This is a genomic window from Pseudomonas sp. S2_H10 (genome assembly GCF_054668285.1).
In genome coordinates this window covers 6,608,745-6,625,901 of record NZ_CP162754.1, presented here as the reverse complement: position 1 = coordinate 6,625,901, position 17,157 = coordinate 6,608,745, and the positions used below count along the sequence as shown (strand labels likewise).

The 17,157-nt window shown below is 62.9% G+C and carries 17 protein-coding genes; 9 read left to right on the top strand and 8 right to left on the bottom strand.

The window, feature by feature from the left end; all coding sequences use genetic code 11:
- From AB4O16_RS30075 to fabI, 3 genes are read left to right on the top strand one after another with little or no spacing between them, the layout of a single operon-like run.
- Window positions 1–1,020, top strand: coding sequence for an ABC transporter permease (locus tag AB4O16_RS30075; protein WP_160389812.1), 1,020 nt, complete (start codon window positions 1–3; stop codon window positions 1,018–1,020).
- 1 nt (window position 1,021) lies between these two features.
- Window positions 1,022–2,632 carry an ABC transporter ATP-binding protein gene (locus AB4O16_RS30070; RefSeq protein WP_460156593.1) on the top strand — a complete coding sequence of 537 codons (1,611 nt, stop codon included), beginning with the start codon at window positions 1,022–1,024 and terminating at the stop codon, window positions 2,630–2,632.
- Window positions 2,633–2,651: 19 nt separating this feature from the next.
- Complete coding sequence (gene fabI, locus AB4O16_RS30065) at window positions 2,652–3,446, top strand: enoyl-ACP reductase FabI (protein ID WP_150718343.1); 795 nt, start codon at window positions 2,652–2,654, stop codon at window positions 3,444–3,446.
- Between the two features lie 181 nt (window positions 3,447–3,627).
- Here fabI and AB4O16_RS30060 read toward each other — a convergent pair whose 3' ends face one another.
- A complete protein-coding gene (locus AB4O16_RS30060; protein WP_460156592.1) occupies window positions 3,628–4,488 on the bottom strand; it encodes a LysR family transcriptional regulator in 861 nt (286 codons plus the stop codon).
- A 109-nt stretch (window positions 4,489–4,597) separates the two neighbouring features.
- Here AB4O16_RS30060 and AB4O16_RS30055 point away from each other — a divergent pair, with 109 nt between their 5' ends.
- Complete coding sequence (locus AB4O16_RS30055) at window positions 4,598–5,023, top strand: VOC family protein (protein ID WP_460156591.1); 426 nt, start codon at window positions 4,598–4,600, stop codon at window positions 5,021–5,023.
- Between the two features lie 117 nt (window positions 5,024–5,140).
- Here AB4O16_RS30055 and AB4O16_RS30050 read toward each other — a convergent pair whose 3' ends face one another.
- From AB4O16_RS30050 to AB4O16_RS30025, 6 genes are all read right to left on the bottom strand, one after another.
- Window positions 5,141–5,722, bottom strand: a complete 582-nt coding sequence (locus AB4O16_RS30050; protein WP_460156590.1) for a GGDEF domain-containing protein — start codon at window positions 5,720–5,722, stop codon at window positions 5,141–5,143.
- 75 nt (window positions 5,723–5,797) lie between these two features.
- Window positions 5,798–6,379 carry a hypothetical protein gene (locus tag AB4O16_RS30045; RefSeq protein ID WP_460156589.1) on the bottom strand — a complete coding sequence of 194 codons (582 nt, stop codon included), beginning with the start codon at window positions 6,377–6,379 and terminating at the stop codon, window positions 5,798–5,800.
- A gap of 1 nt (window position 6,380) precedes the next feature.
- A complete protein-coding gene (locus AB4O16_RS30040) occupies window positions 6,381–8,549 on the bottom strand; it encodes a xanthine dehydrogenase family protein molybdopterin-binding subunit (protein ID WP_160389806.1) in 2,169 nt (722 codons plus the stop codon).
- A 7-nt stretch (window positions 8,550–8,556) separates the two neighbouring features.
- A complete protein-coding gene (locus AB4O16_RS30035; RefSeq protein WP_160389805.1) occupies window positions 8,557–9,012 on the bottom strand; it encodes a (2Fe-2S)-binding protein in 456 nt (151 codons plus the stop codon).
- Between the two features lie 172 nt (window positions 9,013–9,184).
- Window positions 9,185–10,339 (bottom strand): NnrS family protein, encoded by a 1,155-nt coding sequence (locus AB4O16_RS30030; RefSeq protein WP_460156588.1) that lies wholly within the window; start codon window positions 10,337–10,339, stop codon window positions 9,185–9,187.
- Window positions 10,339–10,587, bottom strand: a complete 249-nt coding sequence (locus tag AB4O16_RS30025) for a transmembrane sensor/regulator PpyR (protein ID WP_460156587.1) — start codon at window positions 10,585–10,587, stop codon at window positions 10,339–10,341. Before AB4O16_RS30025 ends, AB4O16_RS30030 begins: the two co-directional genes overlap by 1 nt.
- Window positions 10,588–10,879: 292 nt before the next feature.
- On the opposite strand from AB4O16_RS30025, the gene AB4O16_RS30020 reads away from it, so the two are divergent.
- From AB4O16_RS30020 to AB4O16_RS30000, 5 genes are all read left to right on the top strand, one after another.
- Complete coding sequence (locus tag AB4O16_RS30020; RefSeq protein ID WP_150718350.1) at window positions 10,880–11,404, top strand: sigma-70 family RNA polymerase sigma factor; 525 nt, start codon at window positions 10,880–10,882, stop codon at window positions 11,402–11,404.
- The gene (locus AB4O16_RS30015; RefSeq protein WP_460156586.1) at window positions 11,401–12,384 is read left to right on the top strand and encodes a FecR domain-containing protein; all 984 of its coding nucleotides are present in this window, start codon (window positions 11,401–11,403) and stop codon (window positions 12,382–12,384) included. Before AB4O16_RS30020 ends, AB4O16_RS30015 begins: the two co-directional genes overlap by 4 nt.
- 177 nt (window positions 12,385–12,561) lie before the next feature.
- Window positions 12,562–14,973 (top strand): TonB-dependent siderophore receptor, encoded by a 2,412-nt coding sequence (locus tag AB4O16_RS30010; protein WP_460158101.1) that lies wholly within the window; start codon window positions 12,562–12,564, stop codon window positions 14,971–14,973.
- Between the two features lie 104 nt (window positions 14,974–15,077).
- On the top strand, window positions 15,078–15,581 hold the full coding sequence (locus AB4O16_RS30005) for a VOC family protein (protein ID WP_460156585.1): 504 nt from the start codon (window positions 15,078–15,080) through the stop codon (window positions 15,579–15,581).
- Between the two features lie 33 nt (window positions 15,582–15,614).
- Window positions 15,615–16,448 carry an AraC family transcriptional regulator gene (locus AB4O16_RS30000; protein WP_160389799.1) on the top strand — a complete coding sequence of 278 codons (834 nt, stop codon included), beginning with the start codon at window positions 15,615–15,617 and terminating at the stop codon, window positions 16,446–16,448.
- 46 nt (window positions 16,449–16,494) lie between these two features.
- Here AB4O16_RS30000 and AB4O16_RS29995 read toward each other — a convergent pair whose 3' ends face one another.
- Window positions 16,495–17,082 carry a LysE family translocator gene (locus AB4O16_RS29995; RefSeq protein WP_150718355.1) on the bottom strand — a complete coding sequence of 196 codons (588 nt, stop codon included), beginning with the start codon at window positions 17,080–17,082 and terminating at the stop codon, window positions 16,495–16,497.
- Between the last annotated feature and the right edge of the window lie 75 nt (window positions 17,083–17,157).

Genomic DNA, 17,157 nt, shown 5'->3' with positions numbered 1-17,157 from the left:
ATGAACCTGTCCCCACTCAATCGCCGACGCTTCGAACTGTTCAAGGCCAACAAGCGTGGCTGGTGGTCGCTGTGGCTGTTCCTGATCCTGTTCGGCGCCAGCCTGGGCGCCGAGCTGATCGCCAACGACAAGCCGCTGGCGGTGCAGTACGACAACAACTGGTACTTCCCGGCGCTCAAGCGCTACCCGGAAACCACCTTCGGCGGTGAATTTCCGCTGGAAGCCAACTACAAGAGTCCGTACATCCGCGAACTGCTCAAGGCCAAGGACGCCTGGGTGCTGTGGGCGCCGATTCCCTACAGCTACCAGAGCATCAACTACGACCTGAAAGTCCCGGCCCCGGCCCCGCCCTCGGCGGACAACCTGCTGGGCACCGACGATCAGGGCCGCGACGTGCTGGCCCGGGTGATCTACGGCTTCCGCATTTCGGTGCTGTTCGCCCTGACCCTGACCGTGCTCAGCTCGATCATCGGCGTGATCGCCGGGGCCTTGCAGGGTTTCTACGGGGGCTGGGTGGACCTGGCCGGGCAGCGCTTCCTGGAGATCTGGTCCGGGCTGCCGGTGCTGTACCTGCTGATCATCCTCGCCAGCTTCGTGCAGCCCAACTTCTGGTGGCTGCTGGGGATCATGCTGCTGTTCTCGTGGATGAGCCTGGTGGACGTGGTGCGCGCCGAGTTCCTGCGCGGGCGCAACCTGGAATACGTACGCGCCGCCCGCGCCCTGGGCATGCAGAACGGTGCGATCATGTTTCGCCACATCCTGCCCAACGCGATGGTCTCGACCATGACCTTCATGCCGTTCATCCTCACGGGCGCCATCGGCACCCTGACCGCCCTGGACTTCCTCGGCTTCGGCCTGCCGGCGGGCAGCCCTTCGCTGGGTGAACTGGTGGCCCAGGGCAAATCCAACCTGCAGGCGCCATGGCTGGGCATCAGCGCCTTTGCCGTGCTGGCCTTGATGTTGAGTCTGCTGGTGTTCATCGGTGAGTCCGCTCGCGATGCCTTCGACCCGAGGAAGTGAAATGAATCATGACAATCTGATCGAAGTGCGCGACCTGTCCGTCGAGTTTGTCGTCGGCAATCGCTGCCAGCGGGCGGTCGAAGGCGTCAGCTTCGACATCAAGCGCGGCGAAACCCTGGCGCTGGTCGGTGAAAGTGGCTCTGGCAAATCGGTGACCGCGCATTCGATCCTGCGCCTGCTGCCCTACCCGCTCGCCCGGCATCCTTCCGGGACCATTTTGTATTCCGGGCAGAACCTGCTGGACCTGAAAGAAAAAACCATCCGCCATATTCGCGGCAACCGCATCGCGATGATCTTCCAGGAGCCGATGACCTCGCTCAACCCCCTGCACTCGATCGAAAAACAGATCAACGAAGTGCTGGGCATTCACAAGGGCCTGACCGGCAAGGTGGCGACCAAACGCACCCTGGAGCTGCTGGAGATGGTCGGCATCCCCGAGCCGCACAAGCGCCTCAAGGCCCTGCCCCACGAATTGTCCGGTGGCCAACGGCAGCGGGTGATGATCGCCATGGCCCTGGCCAACGAGCCGGAACTGCTGATCGCCGACGAGCCGACCACCGCGCTGGACGTGACCGTTCAGCTGAAAATCCTCGAATTGCTCAAGGAACTGCAGGCTCGCCTGGGCATGGCGTTGCTGTTGATCAGCCACGATTTGAACCTTGTGCGAAGAATTGCGCATCGCGTATGTGTCATGCAGCGAGGTTGCATCGTCGAACAGGCATCGTGCGAAGAACTGTTCCGCGCGCCGCAGCATCCGTACACTCGGGAACTGCTGGCAGCGGAGCCCGGCGGCAAGCCTGCAAGCAACGTGATCGGCCCGCCATTGCTGGCGGTCGAGGACCTGAAAGTCTGGTTTCCGATCAAGAAAGGCCTGCTCAAGCGCACGGTGGATTACGTCAAGGCGGTGGACGGCATCAACTTCAGCCTGCCCCAGGGCCAGACCCTGGGGATCGTGGGTGAAAGCGGTTCCGGCAAATCCACGCTGGGGCTGGCCATTTTGCGGCTGATCGGCAGCAAAGGCGCGATCCGCTTCGAAGGCAAGCAGCTGGACTGCCTGACGCAGAACGAGGTACGCCCGCTGCGGCGGGAGATGCAAGTGGTGTTTCAGGACCCGTTTGGCAGCCTGAGCCCGCGGATGTGCGTGAGCCAGATCGTTGGCGAAGGCCTGCGGATCCACAAGATGGGCACCGAGGCGGAACAGGAACAAGCGATCATTGCAGCACTGAAGGAGGTAGGCCTGGATCCGGAAACCCGGCACCGCTACCCCCACGAATTTTCCGGAGGGCAACGGCAGAGAATCGCCATTGCCCGGGCATTGGTGTTAAAACCGGCGTTGATTTTGCTGGACGAGCCGACTTCGGCCCTCGACCGCACGGTACAACGCCAGGTAGTGGAGCTTTTGCGTTCACTGCAAAGCAAGTACAACCTGACGTATCTGTTTATCAGCCATGACCTGGCTGTGGTGAAAGCGCTGAGCCACCAGTTGATGGTGGTCAAGCATGGCCAAGTGGTCGAACAGGGAGACGCGCAAAGCATTTTTGCCGCCCCCCAACATCCGTATACACAGCAGTTGCTGGAAGCCGCTTTTCTGGCTCCGGCCACTGCGCAATAACCTGAAAGAGGAGCAACACATGGGTTTTCTCGCCGGTAAGCGCGTACTGATCGTCGGTGTCGCCAGCAAGCTGTCCATCGCATCCGGCATCGCTGCCGCCATGCATCGCGAGGGCGCTGAGCTTGCCTTCACTTATCAGAACGACAAACTGAAAGGTCGTGTCGAAGAATTCGCCCAAGGCTGGGGTTCGAACCCTGAGCTGTGCTTCCCGTGCGACGTGGCCAGCGATGAAGAAATCGCCAAGGTCTTCGAAGCACTGAGCAAGAAGTGGGACGGCCTGGACTGCATCGTGCACTCCGTCGGCTTCGCCCCGGGCGACCAACTGGACGGCGACTTCACCGAAGCCACCACCCGTGAAGGCTTCCGCATCGCCCACGACATCAGCGCCTACAGCTTCGTGGCCCTGGCCAAGGCCGGCCGCGAAATGATGAAAGGCCGCAACGGCAGCCTGCTGACCCTGTCGTACCTGGGCGCCGAGCGCACCATGCCGAACTACAACGTGATGGGCATGGCCAAGGCTTCCCTGGAAGCTGGCGTGCGTTACCTGGCCGGTTCCCTGGGCCCGGACGGCACCCGCGTGAACTGCGTATCGGCTGGCCCGATCCGCACCCTCGCCGCTTCCGGCATCAAGAACTTCCGCAAGATGCTGGCCGCCAACGAAGCGCAAACCCCGCTGCGCCGCAACGTCACCATCGACGAAGTCGGCAACGCCGGCGCCTTCCTGTGCTCGGACCTGGCGTCCGGCATCAGCGGTGAAATCATGTACGTGGACGGTGGCTTCAACACCACGGCCATGGGCAGCATCGAAGAGTAATCTTCGGTTTGCCAAAAAAAACCCGCCTGTTCCGGCGGGTTTTTTTATGCCCGTAATTTCAGGCTTGTTGCAATCCCCTGTAGGAGCGAGCCTGCTCGCGAAAAACTGGGGCACGCCGCGTTCATCCAGACTGCCCGCGTTATCGTTGACGACCTTCGCGAGCAAGCTCGCTCCTACAGGGTCAGGGTTGTGCCAGGCATTGCGCAAACAACTGCTGAATTGGCTGATTTCGCTGGCTATAGCGCTGCAGCAAGACAATCTCCCGATAGAACGTCAACTCGCCCAAGGAGATGATTCGTACCTTGGCCCCGTGTTCAAGCCATAACCCGGCTTCGGGCAGCAATGACACCCCCAACCCACACTCGACCATTTTCACAATCGCCTCCAGCTCATCCAGCTCCAGCGCCACCTGCACCTCGATCTTCTGTTCACGCAGAAACCGCGTCACCAGCCGCCCGCCAAACGAATTGCGGTCGTAGCGCACATGAGGATGCTCGGCGAGCAGTTGCAATGGATCATCGCCTTCGAGGTCCGCCGGCACGATCAGCACAAAGGGTTCCCGGCGAATCACTTGCGCGAACAACTCCTTGGGCAACTCGAACGGCGGCTTGATCAGGATCGCCAGGTCCACTTCGCCCGTGTCCACCTGGCTCAGCAGGTTCAGCGACACACCGGGCACCAGCTTGGGCTCAAGCAAAGGTGCCTGTTGCCGCAAGCGCAGCAGCGCCTGCGGCAGCAGCCCGGTCTGCGCCGTCGCCACCGCACCGATTTTCAGTTCGCCGCGGTACTCGCTGACATCGTCACTGACCGCCATGCGGCTGAAGATTTCGAGCATTTCCCTGGCCATCGGCAACGCACGCTGCCCCGCCGCATTGAGCAGCGCCTGGCGTCCGGTGCGATCGAACAGACGGATGCCCAGGGCCTGTTCCAGGTTGCGAATCTGCGCGCTGACCGCCGATTGCGTCAGGCCGATGTGCATGCCCGCGGCGGCGAAGGTGCCATGGCGTGCCACCGCGATAAAGGTTTTCAGTTCTCGCAACATGGCGGCCTCGATTGATCGAAATAATTTGAGCTCGCTGCAAAAATTATCGTCTTTCAATCAAAAAGCACAGGGCTAAACTCAACCCACACCCACCAGCGAGGTTCGCCCGATGCAACTGTCCCCTTTTCACCTGGCCATACCGGTCTACGACTTGCCTGCCGCCCGGCACTTTTACGGCGCGGTGTTTGGCCTGGAAGAAGGTCGCTCAAGCGATCACTGGGTGGACTTCAATTTTTTCGGTCATCAACTGGTGATCCACCTCGCACCGAAAAACCTGGCGCAGGAAGCCGCGCACACCAATGCCGTGGATGGCCACGATGTGCCGGTGCCGCATTTTGGCGTGGTGCTCGGGATGGCCGAGTGGGAGGCGCTGGCCGAGCGGCTGAAATCGCTGGGAACTCGCTTCGTGATCGAGCCGGGGATTCGTTTTCAGGGGCTGGTGGGTGAACAGGCGACGATGTTCCTGTTTGATCCTTGCGGCAATGCGCTGGAGTTCAAGGCGTTCAAGGATATCGGGCAGTTGTTTGCCAAATAGGTGCTGCCTGTTAGGACGCCATCGCGAGCAAGCTCGCTCCCACAGGTTCTGTGAACGCCACAAATCCACTGTGGGAGCGAGCCTGCTCGCGAAGAGGCCCGCCAACACAACACCGCCCTAACGGCTCATCCCCTGCTCGGCCTCCTCCAGCAGCTCCTCGATCGAGCCGTGAATGACGGGATCATATTCGACCTGGGTGACACTGAAGCTAATGTCATAACTGCGCTGCGCCATAGCGTTGCGCTCATCGAGTATCTCATTGAGCCGAGCCTTGATCGCCGCAATCTCCACGCTGCTGGATCCGGTCAGCAGCGCCACGAAGCGGTCGCCTTCGAGCCGGCCGACCACATCGTTTTCACGAAAAGCGATACGCAGCACGTCGGCGAAGGTCTTGAGTGCATCGTCAGCCTTGGCCCGGCCGTACAGATAGCTGATGCGTTTGAACTCGTCGAGGGTGAAGTACAGCAGCGTCGCCGGCGTCTGCAGCTCCTGGCAAGCGTCCAGTCCGAGGCGGGCCAGCGCGGTGAAGCCATGGCGATTGGACAGCAGCGTCAGCTCATCCATGCTTGCCATTTGCACGCCGGCCAGCTCTCGCTCGGCCAGGCGCGCCATTTCACGCAGCCGCTCCCGTTCTTGCTGTGGCGTGAGCAAGGGGCTTGTGGAGCGGCCCGATTTGCCCGTTTTGCCTGAGATCAACATTGTTGACTCCTTTTGACGGGTATGCACTTTAGAGTCGCCCATACCCGCATTGACTCCCCGCAAGCGTGCCGTTGGTCAGCTACCCGTCACCGGGCACGGCCCTCCTGCATCGGCCCAGCGTTTGAACTGGGTGACGAAGACATCGTGCGGCACCGGTACCGGTGCGCGATTACCCCCAGGATTCCAGCCCCACAGCACCAACTTGTCCTCGCTGACGTGTTTGATCAGCTCGGCGAAATCCCGATCGCCGTTGCTCGCGCGATCCTTGATCATCGCGCACAACCGGTCGGCCGGCAGGCCGATCCAGGCCATCCGCTGGGCTGCCGGCGGCAGGCTCCAGTGTGGCGCTCCGGGCGGCGCGTGGGGACCGTAGCTGGTGGGCGGGTTGCCTTGCGCATGGCACGTCGCACAGGGCAAGCCGGCCGAGCCCTTGCCGTCCATGCCGCGCACGACATTCATCGCGTGGGGCACGCCGGCATCGAATTGCAGCGGCGCATCCCCGGGGATGTGGCAGTTCTGGCAACGCGGGCTCTGGAAGACTTTCTGCACGGTGTCGAACGCCTGCAAGGCCTCGCGGTCATCGGCGAACACGTGCGATGCATAGGCGAAGAGACAGACCAGGACCACCGTCCCGAGCAACCAATGATGGCGTTTCATCTCACACCCCCGACAGCTGCAACGGCAGCTCGCGCAGACGCTGTCCGGTCAGGGCGAACACTGCGTTGGCCACCGCCGGCGCCGTCGGTGGCACGCCGGTTTCGCCGATGCCGCCGGGCTTGTCGCTGCTGGGCACGATATGCACTTCGACCACCGGCATTTCGTTGAGCCGCAGCACCTGATAGTCGTGGTAGTTGGACTGCACCACTTGCCCGTCCTTGATCGTCAACTTGCTGTGCAAGGCAAAGCCCAGGCCGAAGGTGATGCACGACTCCATCTGCGCGGCGATGCTCTTCGGGTTGACCGCGATGCCGCAGTCCACCGCACACACCACCCGATGCACGCGGATCGCGAGGTTTTCCTGGGACACCTCGGCCACCTGGGCCACGTAACTGCCGAACGATTCATGCACCGCTACCCCCAGCGCATGGCCATCGGGCAGCGGTGCCTTCCAGTCGGCCTTCTCTACCGCAAGGTTGAGCACGCCGAGGTGACGCGGATGCTCCTTGAGCAAGGCGCGCCGGTATTCCACCGGATCCTTGCCCGCCGCCGTGGCCAGTTCATCGATCAGCGACTCCATGACAAACGCGGTGTGGGTGTGCCCTACCGAACGCAACCACAGCACGCTGATCCCGGTTTTCGGGGAGTGCAGTTCAATCTGGTGATCGGCCAGGGCGCCGATGTAGGGGCTGTCGGCCACGCCTTCGACGGAAGTCTTGTCGATCCCGTCCTTGACCATGCTCGCTTCAAGCGAGGTCCCGGCCATGATCGACTGCCCGACCAGCACATGCTTCCAGGCCAGTGGCAGGCCGTCAGCGCCCAGCCCGATGCGCGCATGGTGCAGGAACGCCGAGCGGTAATAGCCGCCACGAATGTCATCCTCCCGCGCCCACACGGTTTTCACCGGTGCACCGGCGGCCTTGGCGACGTACACCGCTTCGCTGACGAAGTCCGAGGTCGGGTTGGCCCGGCGCCCGAAACCGCCGCCGAGAAACTCGGTATGGATCTGCACCTGTTCGGGTTTGAGCCCGGTGATTTTCCCGGCGATCATCTGGTCCAGGGTCTGGAACTGGGTGCCGGTCCAGATTTCGCATTTGTCCTGGGTGATGCTCACGGTGCAGTTCAGCGGTTCCATCGGCGCGTGGGCCAGGTAAGGCACGCTGTATTCAACGTCGATGGTCTTGGCCGCTTTCGCCAGCGCAGCCTGGGTATCGCCCGCCTTGGCGACATTCAGGCCGGGCGTGGTGGCCAGTTTGCGGAAGTTTTCCAGCAGTGCCCGGCTGTTGAGCCCGGCGTTCGGTCCCGGATCCCAGTCGATTTTCAGCGCATCGCGCCCCAGCTTCGCCGCCCAGTAATGATCGGCAATCACCGCGATGCCCGTCGGCACCTGCACCACTTTGTGCACGCCCGGAATTGCCAGCGCCTCGGCGCCTTCGAAGGATTTGACGCTGCCACCGAACGTTGGCGAACGGGCAACCATCGCCGTCATCAGCCCGTCGAACTGCACGTCCATGCCGAACTTCGCCCGGCCGGTGATTTTCTCCGGAGTGTCCAGACGCTGGGTGGGTTTGCCGATCAGCCGCCAGTCCTTCGCCTCCTTGAGTTTGATCGAGGCAGGGTCCGGCCGTGGCAACTGCCCGGCGGCGTCGGCCAATTCGCCATAGGTGGCGCGATGCTCACCGGCGATCACCACGCCCGACTCGGTGCGGATCTCGGACGGCGCGACATTGAAGCGCTTGGCGGCCGCGTCGATCAGCATCAAGCGCGCGGCGGCGCCGGCCTGGCGATAGCGGTCGAATTCCATCCAGGTCGAGGTCGAGCCGCCGGTGATCTGCATCCCGCCAAAGCCAGGCAGGCCATAATCGGCGGCGGATGCCGGGGAATGCTCGACGCGGATTTTCGACCAGTCGGCATCGAGCTCTTCGGCAATCAGCATGGTCAGGCCGGTCCAGATGCCCTGGCCCATCTCCGAGTGCCCCAGCAACACGGTGACGCTGTTGTCATTGCCGATGCGCAGGAAGGCGTTTGGCGCAAACACGTTGCCCTGGTTCTCCGCACCCATGGCGAACCGGTGAGCGCCGGGCATGGCAAACGCCACCACCAGACCGCCGCCCAGCAACGCACTGCCCTTGAGGAAACCACGACGCGATAATGCATTGATCCTGTTCATGGCCGCCTCAACCCAGCTCGGCGGCGCGCTTGACCGCCGCGCGGATCCGCGGGTAAGTGCCGCAGCGGCAGATGTTGCCGGACAGCGCCTGATCGATGTCGCTGTCAGTCGGCTGCGGAATTTTCGCCAGCAACGCCGCGGCCGACATGATCTGCCCGGACTGGCAGTAACCGCACTGGACCACGTCGAGCTCCGCCCAGGCCTGTTGCACCGGGTGCGAGCCGTCCGTCGACAGGCCTTCGATGGTGAGAATCTTCTGTCCATGGGCGACGGCGGTCGCCGGTGTGATGCAGGAACGCAGCGGCGCGCCGTCGACGTGGACGGTGCAGGCCCCGCATTGGGCCATGCCACAGCCGAACTTGGTGCCGGTAAGGTGGGCGACGTCGCGCAAGACCCAGAGCAGCGGCATGTCGGCGGGGACATCCAGCTCCTGATCCTGGCCATTGATGTTCAGGGTCAGCATGGCGCAATTCCTCAGACTCACGGTGATCTGAAGGGGCGTCGCTGCGGCCTTGTCCAACCTGCGCGCGCCTCGGGTTATCCCTTCAGCTAAGCGCAGATTTACCGCCAGGCCGTGGTGCATCGACCACCGGTCATGCAAAGGCCGCCTCGATGGGCGGCCATGGAAGCGCTCGCTAGAGCCTCGGCCCCAACAAAATGCCGGTGTAGCGCCCGACAAACAGCGCAAACGCGCCACACCACAACAGCGCCGACAGCGCCAGGCCATAGCCGAAGAACGGCACCAGCCACACGCGACACGCCCCCGCCAGCATCACCAGGGCAAAACCCGCAACGATCGCCTTCGACGGCTGCAACAGGCGCCCGGTATGCCCCAGGCCGACCCGCGCGATCATCGCCAGAATCAACCCGCCGATACCGCCGACGGCCAGCGCATGGGTGGCCAGGCTTTGTTGCGGCAACCAACCCAGGTGCCAGAGCGCCATGGCCAGCGCCGCCACCGCGAGCCAGGCGTAGGCCAGGTACAGCGACCACAGCAGCGGCACGCGCCACAGGCCAGGGTCATGCCAACGCCACAGGCGCAGCAGATGCAAACCGCTGATCAACGCAAACAATAGCGCCAGCGATATGCGCGGAACGTCGTTCAAGCCGGCGGCAAAGGACACCGCCGCGAGCATGGCGCTGACCAGCAGCACCTTGCCCGGCAACGGGTGCGCCGCAGGCGTTGGCGGACGGTTCAAGCCGCGCTGGATAAAGAACGGGATCACCCGCCCGCCGATCACGCTCATCAGCGCGCCCACCAGCCACAAGGAGCCCAGCACGCCCTGCCGCTGCAGATTGCCGTCATCAACGGCCAACCCCAGCAACGTCAACGCCTGACACCCGGCCAACAGCGCCACCATCAACAGAATCGGATAATTCTCGCGCTTGCCCGCAGCCAGCAGATCGCGCCCCAGCACCCACGCCAGCAGCGGCAGAAACGGAGCCTGCAAGGCCAGTAGCAAGAGCGCGGGCAGCGGCAGGCACCAGGCCAGCCGCGCCAGCAGCCACACCAGCACCAGGCCGATCAGCGGCCAGCCCTTGAGCGCCGGCCGGCCGGTCCAGTTGGGCACCGCCGTCAGCAGGAACCCGGCGATGATGGCCGAGGCAAAGCCGAAGGGCATCTCATGTCGATGCCAGGCCAGCATGCCGCCCAGCGGTTGCGCACCAGGTAAACCGCCATACAGCCACACGGCCCAGAACGCCACGGCGAGGCTGGCGAACCCGGCCCCGGCGAGAAAGAACGGGCGAAAGCCCAGGCTGAAGAGCGGCGCAACGGCAAGCCGGCGCATCAAGCCACCACCCGGACCGGGCCTCGGCTCAGGCGGTACTGGGAAAACAGGCGCATGACATAGCCGATTTTCAACAGGGTCGGGCCGATAATCGTCATGGCGTGCAGGCTCACCAGCACGATGATCGACAGATGACCGTCGTAGAGATAGGCCCCGTAGATGCCGGCCAGCAGCATCGCCAGACCCGCGCCGAGCACGCGGCTGGACAGTTGAAGGACGTTGCGGGGGTTGCTGAAGAAGTTGAACATGGTGGCGTACTCCTGATGGCGTTCAGTTGTACGTTGCCTGTTTCATGTTTCGTGCCAGAAAATACTCCCTTGTAAATCAATGACCTCAAGGAAGCAGAGTCTATTTGACTCGAGCACAAAATAGTCTTAATGACTCAATATTGAGTCATTAAGACTACACACCCACTCAAAGCCCGCTCGGGCCTGATAAAAGCAAACCAATATCATTTGCACAGTCATAGGCCTTTTGTTTTAATCGCGATCAATTCTTATTTACGCGGGTGAACGGATCACCCATGGACATGTACTCACGATGACGGCTGCCGACTCCTCCAGCGTCCAGAACCTCTATGCCAGCCACCACCACTGGCTGCACGAGTTGCTGCGCCGACGCTTGAACAATGCGTTCGATGCCGCCGACCTGGCCCATGACACCTTCATCCGGGTGCTCAAGCGGCCTCAGGTGTTTGACGGGGAAACCCACGAACGCTCTTATCTGGCGACCATCGCCCGTGGCCTGTGCATTGACCACTGGCGTCGTCGACAGCTGGAACAGGCGTGGCTCGAGACCCTGGCCGCACAGCCCCAGGCCGTCCAGCCCTCGCCGGAGCAGCGGGCGATCATCGTCGAAACCCTGTACGAAGTGGATGCCATGCTGCAGCGCCTGCCCCAGCGGGTGCGTGAGGCGTTCATCCTGGCGCAGGTGCATGGGCTGCCCTACCGCAACATTGCCGAGGAAATCGGCGTGAGCGAGCGCATGGTGAAAAAGTACCTGGCCCAGGCCCTGATGCATTGCGCAATGCTCGAAGCCGAACTCGACGGCCTGCTGATTCAATGACCCGCGCCGCCACAAACGCCATCAGCCATGCCAGCCTCGAACAGGCGGCCAGTTGGTACGTGCAGCTCAACGATCAACAGGTCGGCGAGCAGGAGCGCGAGCATTGGCAAGCCTGGCTGGCGCAAAGCGGCGAGCATCAGGCGGCATGGCACTACGTCGAGCGCGTGAGCCAGCGCTTTGCCGCGCTACAGGACAATCATCAACAAGCGGCCGGCCACGTGTTGCGCAATAGCGGCCGCTCTTCCATCAGCCGCCGCCAGTCGGTCAAGAGCCTGCTGATTCTGGCGGCGGGCGGCGGGCTCGGCTGGAGCGCATGGCGGCAAAGCGCCCTGCCGCTGACCCTGGCCCGCTGGACCGCCGACCTCGCCACCGGCACCGGCGAAACCCGCGAAGCACGGCTCAGCGATGGCAGCCGGGTCTGGCTCAACGCCCTGAGTGCGCTGAATGTGCGTTTCGACAGCGTCCAACGGTTACTGCTGCTGCAGGCCGGAGAAGTGTTGATCGACACCGCCAAGGACACCAGTCGTCCGCTGCTGGTGCAAACCGCCGAGGGCCGGATGCGTGCGCTGGGCACGCGTTTCAGCGTGCGCCAGGATGACCGGCAAACGTTGCTGAACGTCTACGAAGGCGCAGTCGAAGTCCGCACTCCCCAGGGTCAGGTGCAGGTGATCAAGGCCGGACAACAGCTGTGCTTTACGCAAAACCACCTGCCTGCAGCGACCGCTGCCTCGGCCGGCCGCGAAGCCTGGCACCGAGGCCTGTTGCTGGCGGACAACCTGCCATTGGGGCAGTTGCTCGAAGAGCTGAGCCGTTACCGTCCCGGGCACCTGGGATGTGACCCGGCAGTGGCCGGGCTGCCGGTCATGGGTTCGTTCCCGCTCAAGGACACCGACCAGGCCTTGCGCCTGCTCGAAGCGGCATTGCCGGTGCGGGTGCACAAGACGCTGGAATGGTGGGTCAGCGTCGGCCCGAAAGCCTGATGAAGGTTTTTTCTGGCGCAGCGGTTCCCTTTTGCCTTTCTCGTTCGGTTAATTCTTCAAGCACTTCGAATGCCGAATGATCCGACTCCCGGGAACTCCATGCCGCGCGCCACCGTGACCCGCAACCGCTTCGCCGTGCATCCGCTGGTGCTGGCGCTGGCGATTGGCGTACCGGGTATGCAAGTGGCGCCGGCTCATGCCGGCCCCCTCGTCAACCGCGAACAACCCGACAGCCAGGCACGCCATTACGCCATTGCGGCCGGATCGCTGGTCAGCGTCCTCAACAGCTTTGCCGAACAGGCCGGGATTTTTCTCGCCGGGCACAATGACCTCGCTGCCGGCAAACGCAGCCCTGGCCTCAACGGTGTCTACAGCCGGCAGCAAGCCTTGCAACGCCTGCTGCAAGGCAGCGGCCTGCAAGCGCAACGCCAGGGGGACGGCGGCTACGTGTTGCACGCCGCTGCTGTCGAACAGGGCGCACTGGAACTGGGGGCGACGAATATTTCCGGGCAGGCACCCGGGTCCATCAGCGAGGACTCCCACGCCTACACCATCGGCTCGACGTCTTCAGCCATCGGCCTGCCGCTGTCCCTGCGCGAAACGCCGCAATCGGTCACGGTCATCACTCGCCAAATGATGGACGACCAGGGCGCCACCAGTATCGTCGACGCCCTGCGCCGCGCTCCCGGCATCAGCGTGCAGAACTACGACAGCGAGCGCTGGGAGTTTTCCAGCCGGGGCCTGCCGATCACCAACTTCCAGTACGACGGCGTCAATACCGACTACGACGGCGTCTATGACTACGGCACCACCAGCACCGACATGGCCCCCTATGACCGCATCGAGATCATCAAGGGCGCGACCGGCCTGATGACTGGGGCGGGTGATCCCTCGGCGACGGTCAACCTTATTCGCAAGCGCCCGACCTCGACCTTCAAGGCCTCGGTCAGCGGCACCGTCGGCTCCTGGGACAACTACCGCAGCGAAGGCGACATTTCCGGCCCGCTGAGCGCCAGCGCCAATGTCCGCGGGCGTCTGGTGGGCGTCTATCAGGACCGCAGCGCCTACGTCGATCACTACCGCAACACCCGGGACATCGCCTACGGCATAGTCGAGGCCGACCTGACCCCGGACACCCTCGTCACCGTCGGCATCGACCAGCAAGACACCCGCTCCCGGGGCGCCAGCTGGACCGGTTTCCCGATGTACTACAGCGACGGCTCGCGCACCGACTTCTCCCGTTCCTTCAACCCGGCCACCGACTGGAGCCGTCGCGATTTCACCAACCAGACGCTGTTCGCCAAGGTGCAGCAGCAACTGGCCAACGACTGGGCGCTGAAGGTCAGTTACGACCGCAAGCACCGCCAGCACGATACCTTCCTCGCCTCTGCCAGCGGCGGCAACCCGGACCCGGTCAGCGGTGAAGGCATGTTCATGTACATGGGCAGGTTCAAGGGCGACCAGGTGCAGGACAACATCGACGTCAACCTGAGCGGTCCGTTCACGCTGGCAGGCCGCGAACACCAACTGATCATGGGCTTCATGTCGATGAATACGCGCCAGGACATCCCGGTGTACGGCTCGGTATACCCGCCGGTGGACGGCAGCATCTTCGACTGGCGCGGCGAGTTTGCCAAACCCGAGATCCCGCGGGTGGGCAGCGACGACATCGTCCAGCGCCAGACCGGTGCCTACCTGGCCACCCGGCTCAAACCCGCCGATGACCTGGCGTTGATCCTCGGCACCCGTGTCAGCAACTTCAGCGGACACGACGACCTGGACTACAGCGACCCGCAGACCGCCGACCTGCGCGACAGCTATCACCAGAGCGGTGTCGTCACGCCTTACGCCGGGCTGGTCTACGACCTCGATGACACCTGGTCGGTGTACACCAGCTACACCAGCATCTATCAGCCGCAAATGAGCAAGGACGTCAACCGGCAACTGCTCGATCCGGTGCAAGGCAAAAGCCTTGAGGCGGGCATCAAGGCCGAATACTTCGACGGACGCCTGAACGCCAGTTTCGCCCTGTACCGCATCGAGCAGGACAACATCGCCGAGTATGTCAGCGGCGTGGATACCGAGTCGGTGTACCGCGCCGTCCAGGGCGCCACCACCAAAGGTTTCGAGTTCGAACTGGCCGGCGAATTGCGCGATGGCTGGAACCTGTCGGCCGGCTACACCTACAACCACACCCGCGATGCCAAGGGTGACTACGTCTACGGCTCGGTGCTGCAAACCACTGCACCGCAACAGGTGGTGCGAGTCTTCAGCACCTACCGCCTGCCAGGGGCGTGGGACGGGCTCACCGTCGGTGCAGGCGTGAGTTGGCAAAGCGAATTCTTCGGCAACGTGTTCCGCCCCGACCCCGTCGACAGCGTGAACGTCGGTCAGGACACCACGATCACCCAGCCGGGCTACGCCCTGGTAGACGCGATGGCGCGCTATCGCTTCAACGAGCACCTGAGCACCACACTGAACGTGAAGAACCTGTTCGATAAAACCTACTACACCGGGCTGGGCAACTTCGGCACCGGGTTTTACGGCGAACCGCGCACCCTGCAACTGACCACCCGCTGGGCGTTCTGAGCGCCCCCTGAAACACCCCGTTTGGCGATCTACGGTACTGCCGAACCCATTCAGGCTGGCTACGCTGTAATCCAGCATGCATAACCTGCCGAGGAGTGCCCGCCATGCAACGTGTACAAAAACTCACGCCCTGCCTGTGGTTCGACGATCAGGCCGAAGAGGCGGCGAAGTTCTATTGCTCGATCTTCGACCATTCGAAAATCACCGCCATCACCCATTACGGCCACGCCGGCTTCGAGTTCCACGGTCGGCCCGAAGGCTCGGTGATGACAGTCAGCTTCGAGCTCGACGGGCAGAGTTTCACCGGCCTCAACGGCGGGCCGTTGTTCAAGTTCAGCGAGGCGGTGTCGTTTCAGGTCAATTGCCTGAGCCAGGAAGAAGTCGACCATTACTGGGGCAACCTTTCGGCCGGTGGCGCACCCGAGGCCCAGCAATGCGGTTGGCTCAGGGACAAGTTCGGGCTGTCGTGGCAGATCGTCCCCGTCGCCATGATGGACATGATCAAGGACCCCGATACGAAAAAATCGCAACGGGCCATGCAGGCGATGATGCAGATGAAAAAACTCGACATCGCCGCACTGCAACGAGCCTTTGACGGCGAGAGCTAATACACTCGGGCACTGACCTGCCGAGGACCGAGCATGAAGCACGCCGTAGCCAAGAACGCCGACCAGGCCCCGCGCTTCTGGCGCGATGACGCCCTGCCCTTCATCGAGGCCCGTTCCATCGCCGACGGGCGCGAAGTCTGCTACACCCGACACGCCCACGAGCACTTTTCCATCGGGGCGATCACCGCCGGGCGCAGCACCTATCTGCATGAGCAGTCGGCCTTCGAGGTCGGCGTCGGCACGGTGGTGCTGATGAACCCCGGCGACGTCCACGCCTGCAACCCGATCGAAGACCAGCCCTGGTCGTACCTGATGTTGTACGTCGATACGCCGTGGCTAACCGACTTGCAGCACCAGCTCGGGTTCAGCGATGACTCGGCGTTTCGCCGTTTTTCGCTGACCCATACCCAGGACGCCAGCCTGTTTGCCGGCGTGGCGGGCTTGTATGAGGTGTTGGTCGATCCGCGGCAGGATGTGCTGCGCAAACACAGCGTGGCCGTGGAGTTTTTCACTGAAGTCCAGTTGCGACTCAACCCGGTCGATCAGCCGCTGCGCGAACCCAATTTCAAGCTTGAGCGTGCAGCCGATTACATCCGCGAACACTGCACGCAAACCCTCAGGCTCGAAGACATCTGCGAGGCGGCGCAACTGTCACCGTCCTACCTGATCCGCGCTTTCAAACAGCATTACGGCATGACGCCCCACGCGTTCCTGGTGAACCGGCGCATCCAGTTCGCCCGGGATCAATTGCGCAGCGGCAAGCTGATTGCCGACGTGGCGCTGGAAGCGGGGTTCGCCGATCAGGCGCATTTTCAACGGGCGTTCAAACAGCATTTGGCGGCTACGCCGGGGCAGTATCGCGGCTGAGGCATAGGCTGAATCTGTGGTTTGGTTGAGTCTGTGGTGACTGCCGTTACGGCAACAGCAGATACACCGCACTCACCACCAGCAACAACGCCATGGCGCGATTGAACAATCGCATCCCCGCCGGGTTGTTCAAAAACCCACGCAAAAACGTCCCGGCATACGCCCAGCACCCCACCGACACATAACAGATCACCAGATAGATCGCCGCGAACTGCCAGACCAGGCGTGCCTCGCCATCGGCGACGAACGCACCCATGCCCGCCACGCAGGCCAGCCAGGCCTTCGGGTTGAGCCACTGCATGATCGCGCCATACAGCATCGACGGGGCTTGCGCCGAATCACTGGCTTGCACCTGCCCATTGTCAGCCGCCAGCTTGAACGCCATGTACAACAGGAAAGCGACACCCGCCCATTGCACCACCTGTGTCAGGGCCGGCCACTGTTGCAACAGCTCATGCAGGCCCAATCCCATCAGCACCAGCAGCAGGACAAACCCCAGCGTGGCCCCGGCCACATGACGCTGGCTGGCCCTGAAGCCAAAGCGCGCGCCGGAACTCAACGCCACGATATTCACCGGCCCCGGCGTGATGGACGCGACCAGCGCAAACGCCGCCATGGATATCATCAGACTCATTGCACACCTTCTTCCATCGAGTTGAACAAGGCCCTAAAGGTAATGAGCCAGCCGGCTCGCGTATTGAACAAAACT

What these genes read in the sequence shown, in the direction of transcription:
- AB4O16_RS30050 (WP_460156590.1), bottom strand. Translation starts at nt 5,722, where the DNA reads ATGTTGATCTCAGGCAAAACGGGCAAATCGGGCCGCTCCACAAGCCCC.
- AB4O16_RS30035 (WP_160389805.1), bottom strand. Translation starts at nt 9,012, where the DNA reads ATGCTGACCCTGAACATCAATGGCCAGGATCAGGAGCTGGATGTCCCC.
- AB4O16_RS30015 (WP_460156586.1), top strand. Translation starts at nt 11,401, where the DNA reads ATGACCCGCGCCGCCACAAACGCCATCAGCCATGCCAGCCTCGAACAG.
- fabI (WP_150718343.1), top strand. Translation starts at nt 2,652, where the DNA reads ATGGGTTTTCTCGCCGGTAAGCGCGTACTGATCGTCGGTGTCGCCAGC.
- AB4O16_RS30070 (WP_460156593.1), top strand. Translation starts at nt 1,022, where the DNA reads ATGAATCATGACAATCTGATCGAAGTGCGCGACCTGTCCGTCGAGTTT.
- AB4O16_RS30040 (WP_160389806.1), bottom strand. Translation starts at nt 8,549, where the DNA reads ATGAACAGGATCAATGCATTATCGCGTCGTGGTTTCCTCAAGGGCAGT.
- AB4O16_RS30030 (WP_460156588.1), bottom strand. Translation starts at nt 10,339, where the DNA reads ATGCGCCGGCTTGCCGTTGCGCCGCTCTTCAGCCTGGGCTTTCGCCCG.
- AB4O16_RS30055 (WP_460156591.1), top strand. Translation starts at nt 4,598, where the DNA reads ATGCAACTGTCCCCTTTTCACCTGGCCATACCGGTCTACGACTTGCCT.
- AB4O16_RS30025 (WP_460156587.1), bottom strand. Translation starts at nt 10,587, where the DNA reads ATGTTCAACTTCTTCAGCAACCCCCGCAACGTCCTTCAACTGTCCAGC.
- AB4O16_RS29995 (WP_150718355.1), bottom strand. Translation starts at nt 17,082, where the DNA reads ATGAGTCTGATGATATCCATGGCGGCGTTTGCGCTGGTCGCGTCCATC.
- AB4O16_RS30000 (WP_160389799.1), top strand. Translation starts at nt 15,615, where the DNA reads ATGAAGCACGCCGTAGCCAAGAACGCCGACCAGGCCCCGCGCTTCTGG.
- AB4O16_RS30005 (WP_460156585.1), top strand. Translation starts at nt 15,078, where the DNA reads ATGCAACGTGTACAAAAACTCACGCCCTGCCTGTGGTTCGACGATCAG.
- AB4O16_RS30020 (WP_150718350.1), top strand. Translation starts at nt 10,880, where the DNA reads ATGACGGCTGCCGACTCCTCCAGCGTCCAGAACCTCTATGCCAGCCAC.
- AB4O16_RS30045 (WP_460156589.1), bottom strand. Translation starts at nt 6,379, where the DNA reads ATGAAACGCCATCATTGGTTGCTCGGGACGGTGGTCCTGGTCTGTCTC.
- AB4O16_RS30060 (WP_460156592.1), bottom strand. Translation starts at nt 4,488, where the DNA reads ATGTTGCGAGAACTGAAAACCTTTATCGCGGTGGCACGCCATGGCACC.
- AB4O16_RS30010 (WP_460158101.1), top strand. Translation starts at nt 12,562, where the DNA reads ATGCAAGTGGCGCCGGCTCATGCCGGCCCCCTCGTCAACCGCGAACAA.
- AB4O16_RS30075 (WP_160389812.1), top strand. Translation starts at nt 1, where the DNA reads ATGAACCTGTCCCCACTCAATCGCCGACGCTTCGAACTGTTCAAGGCC.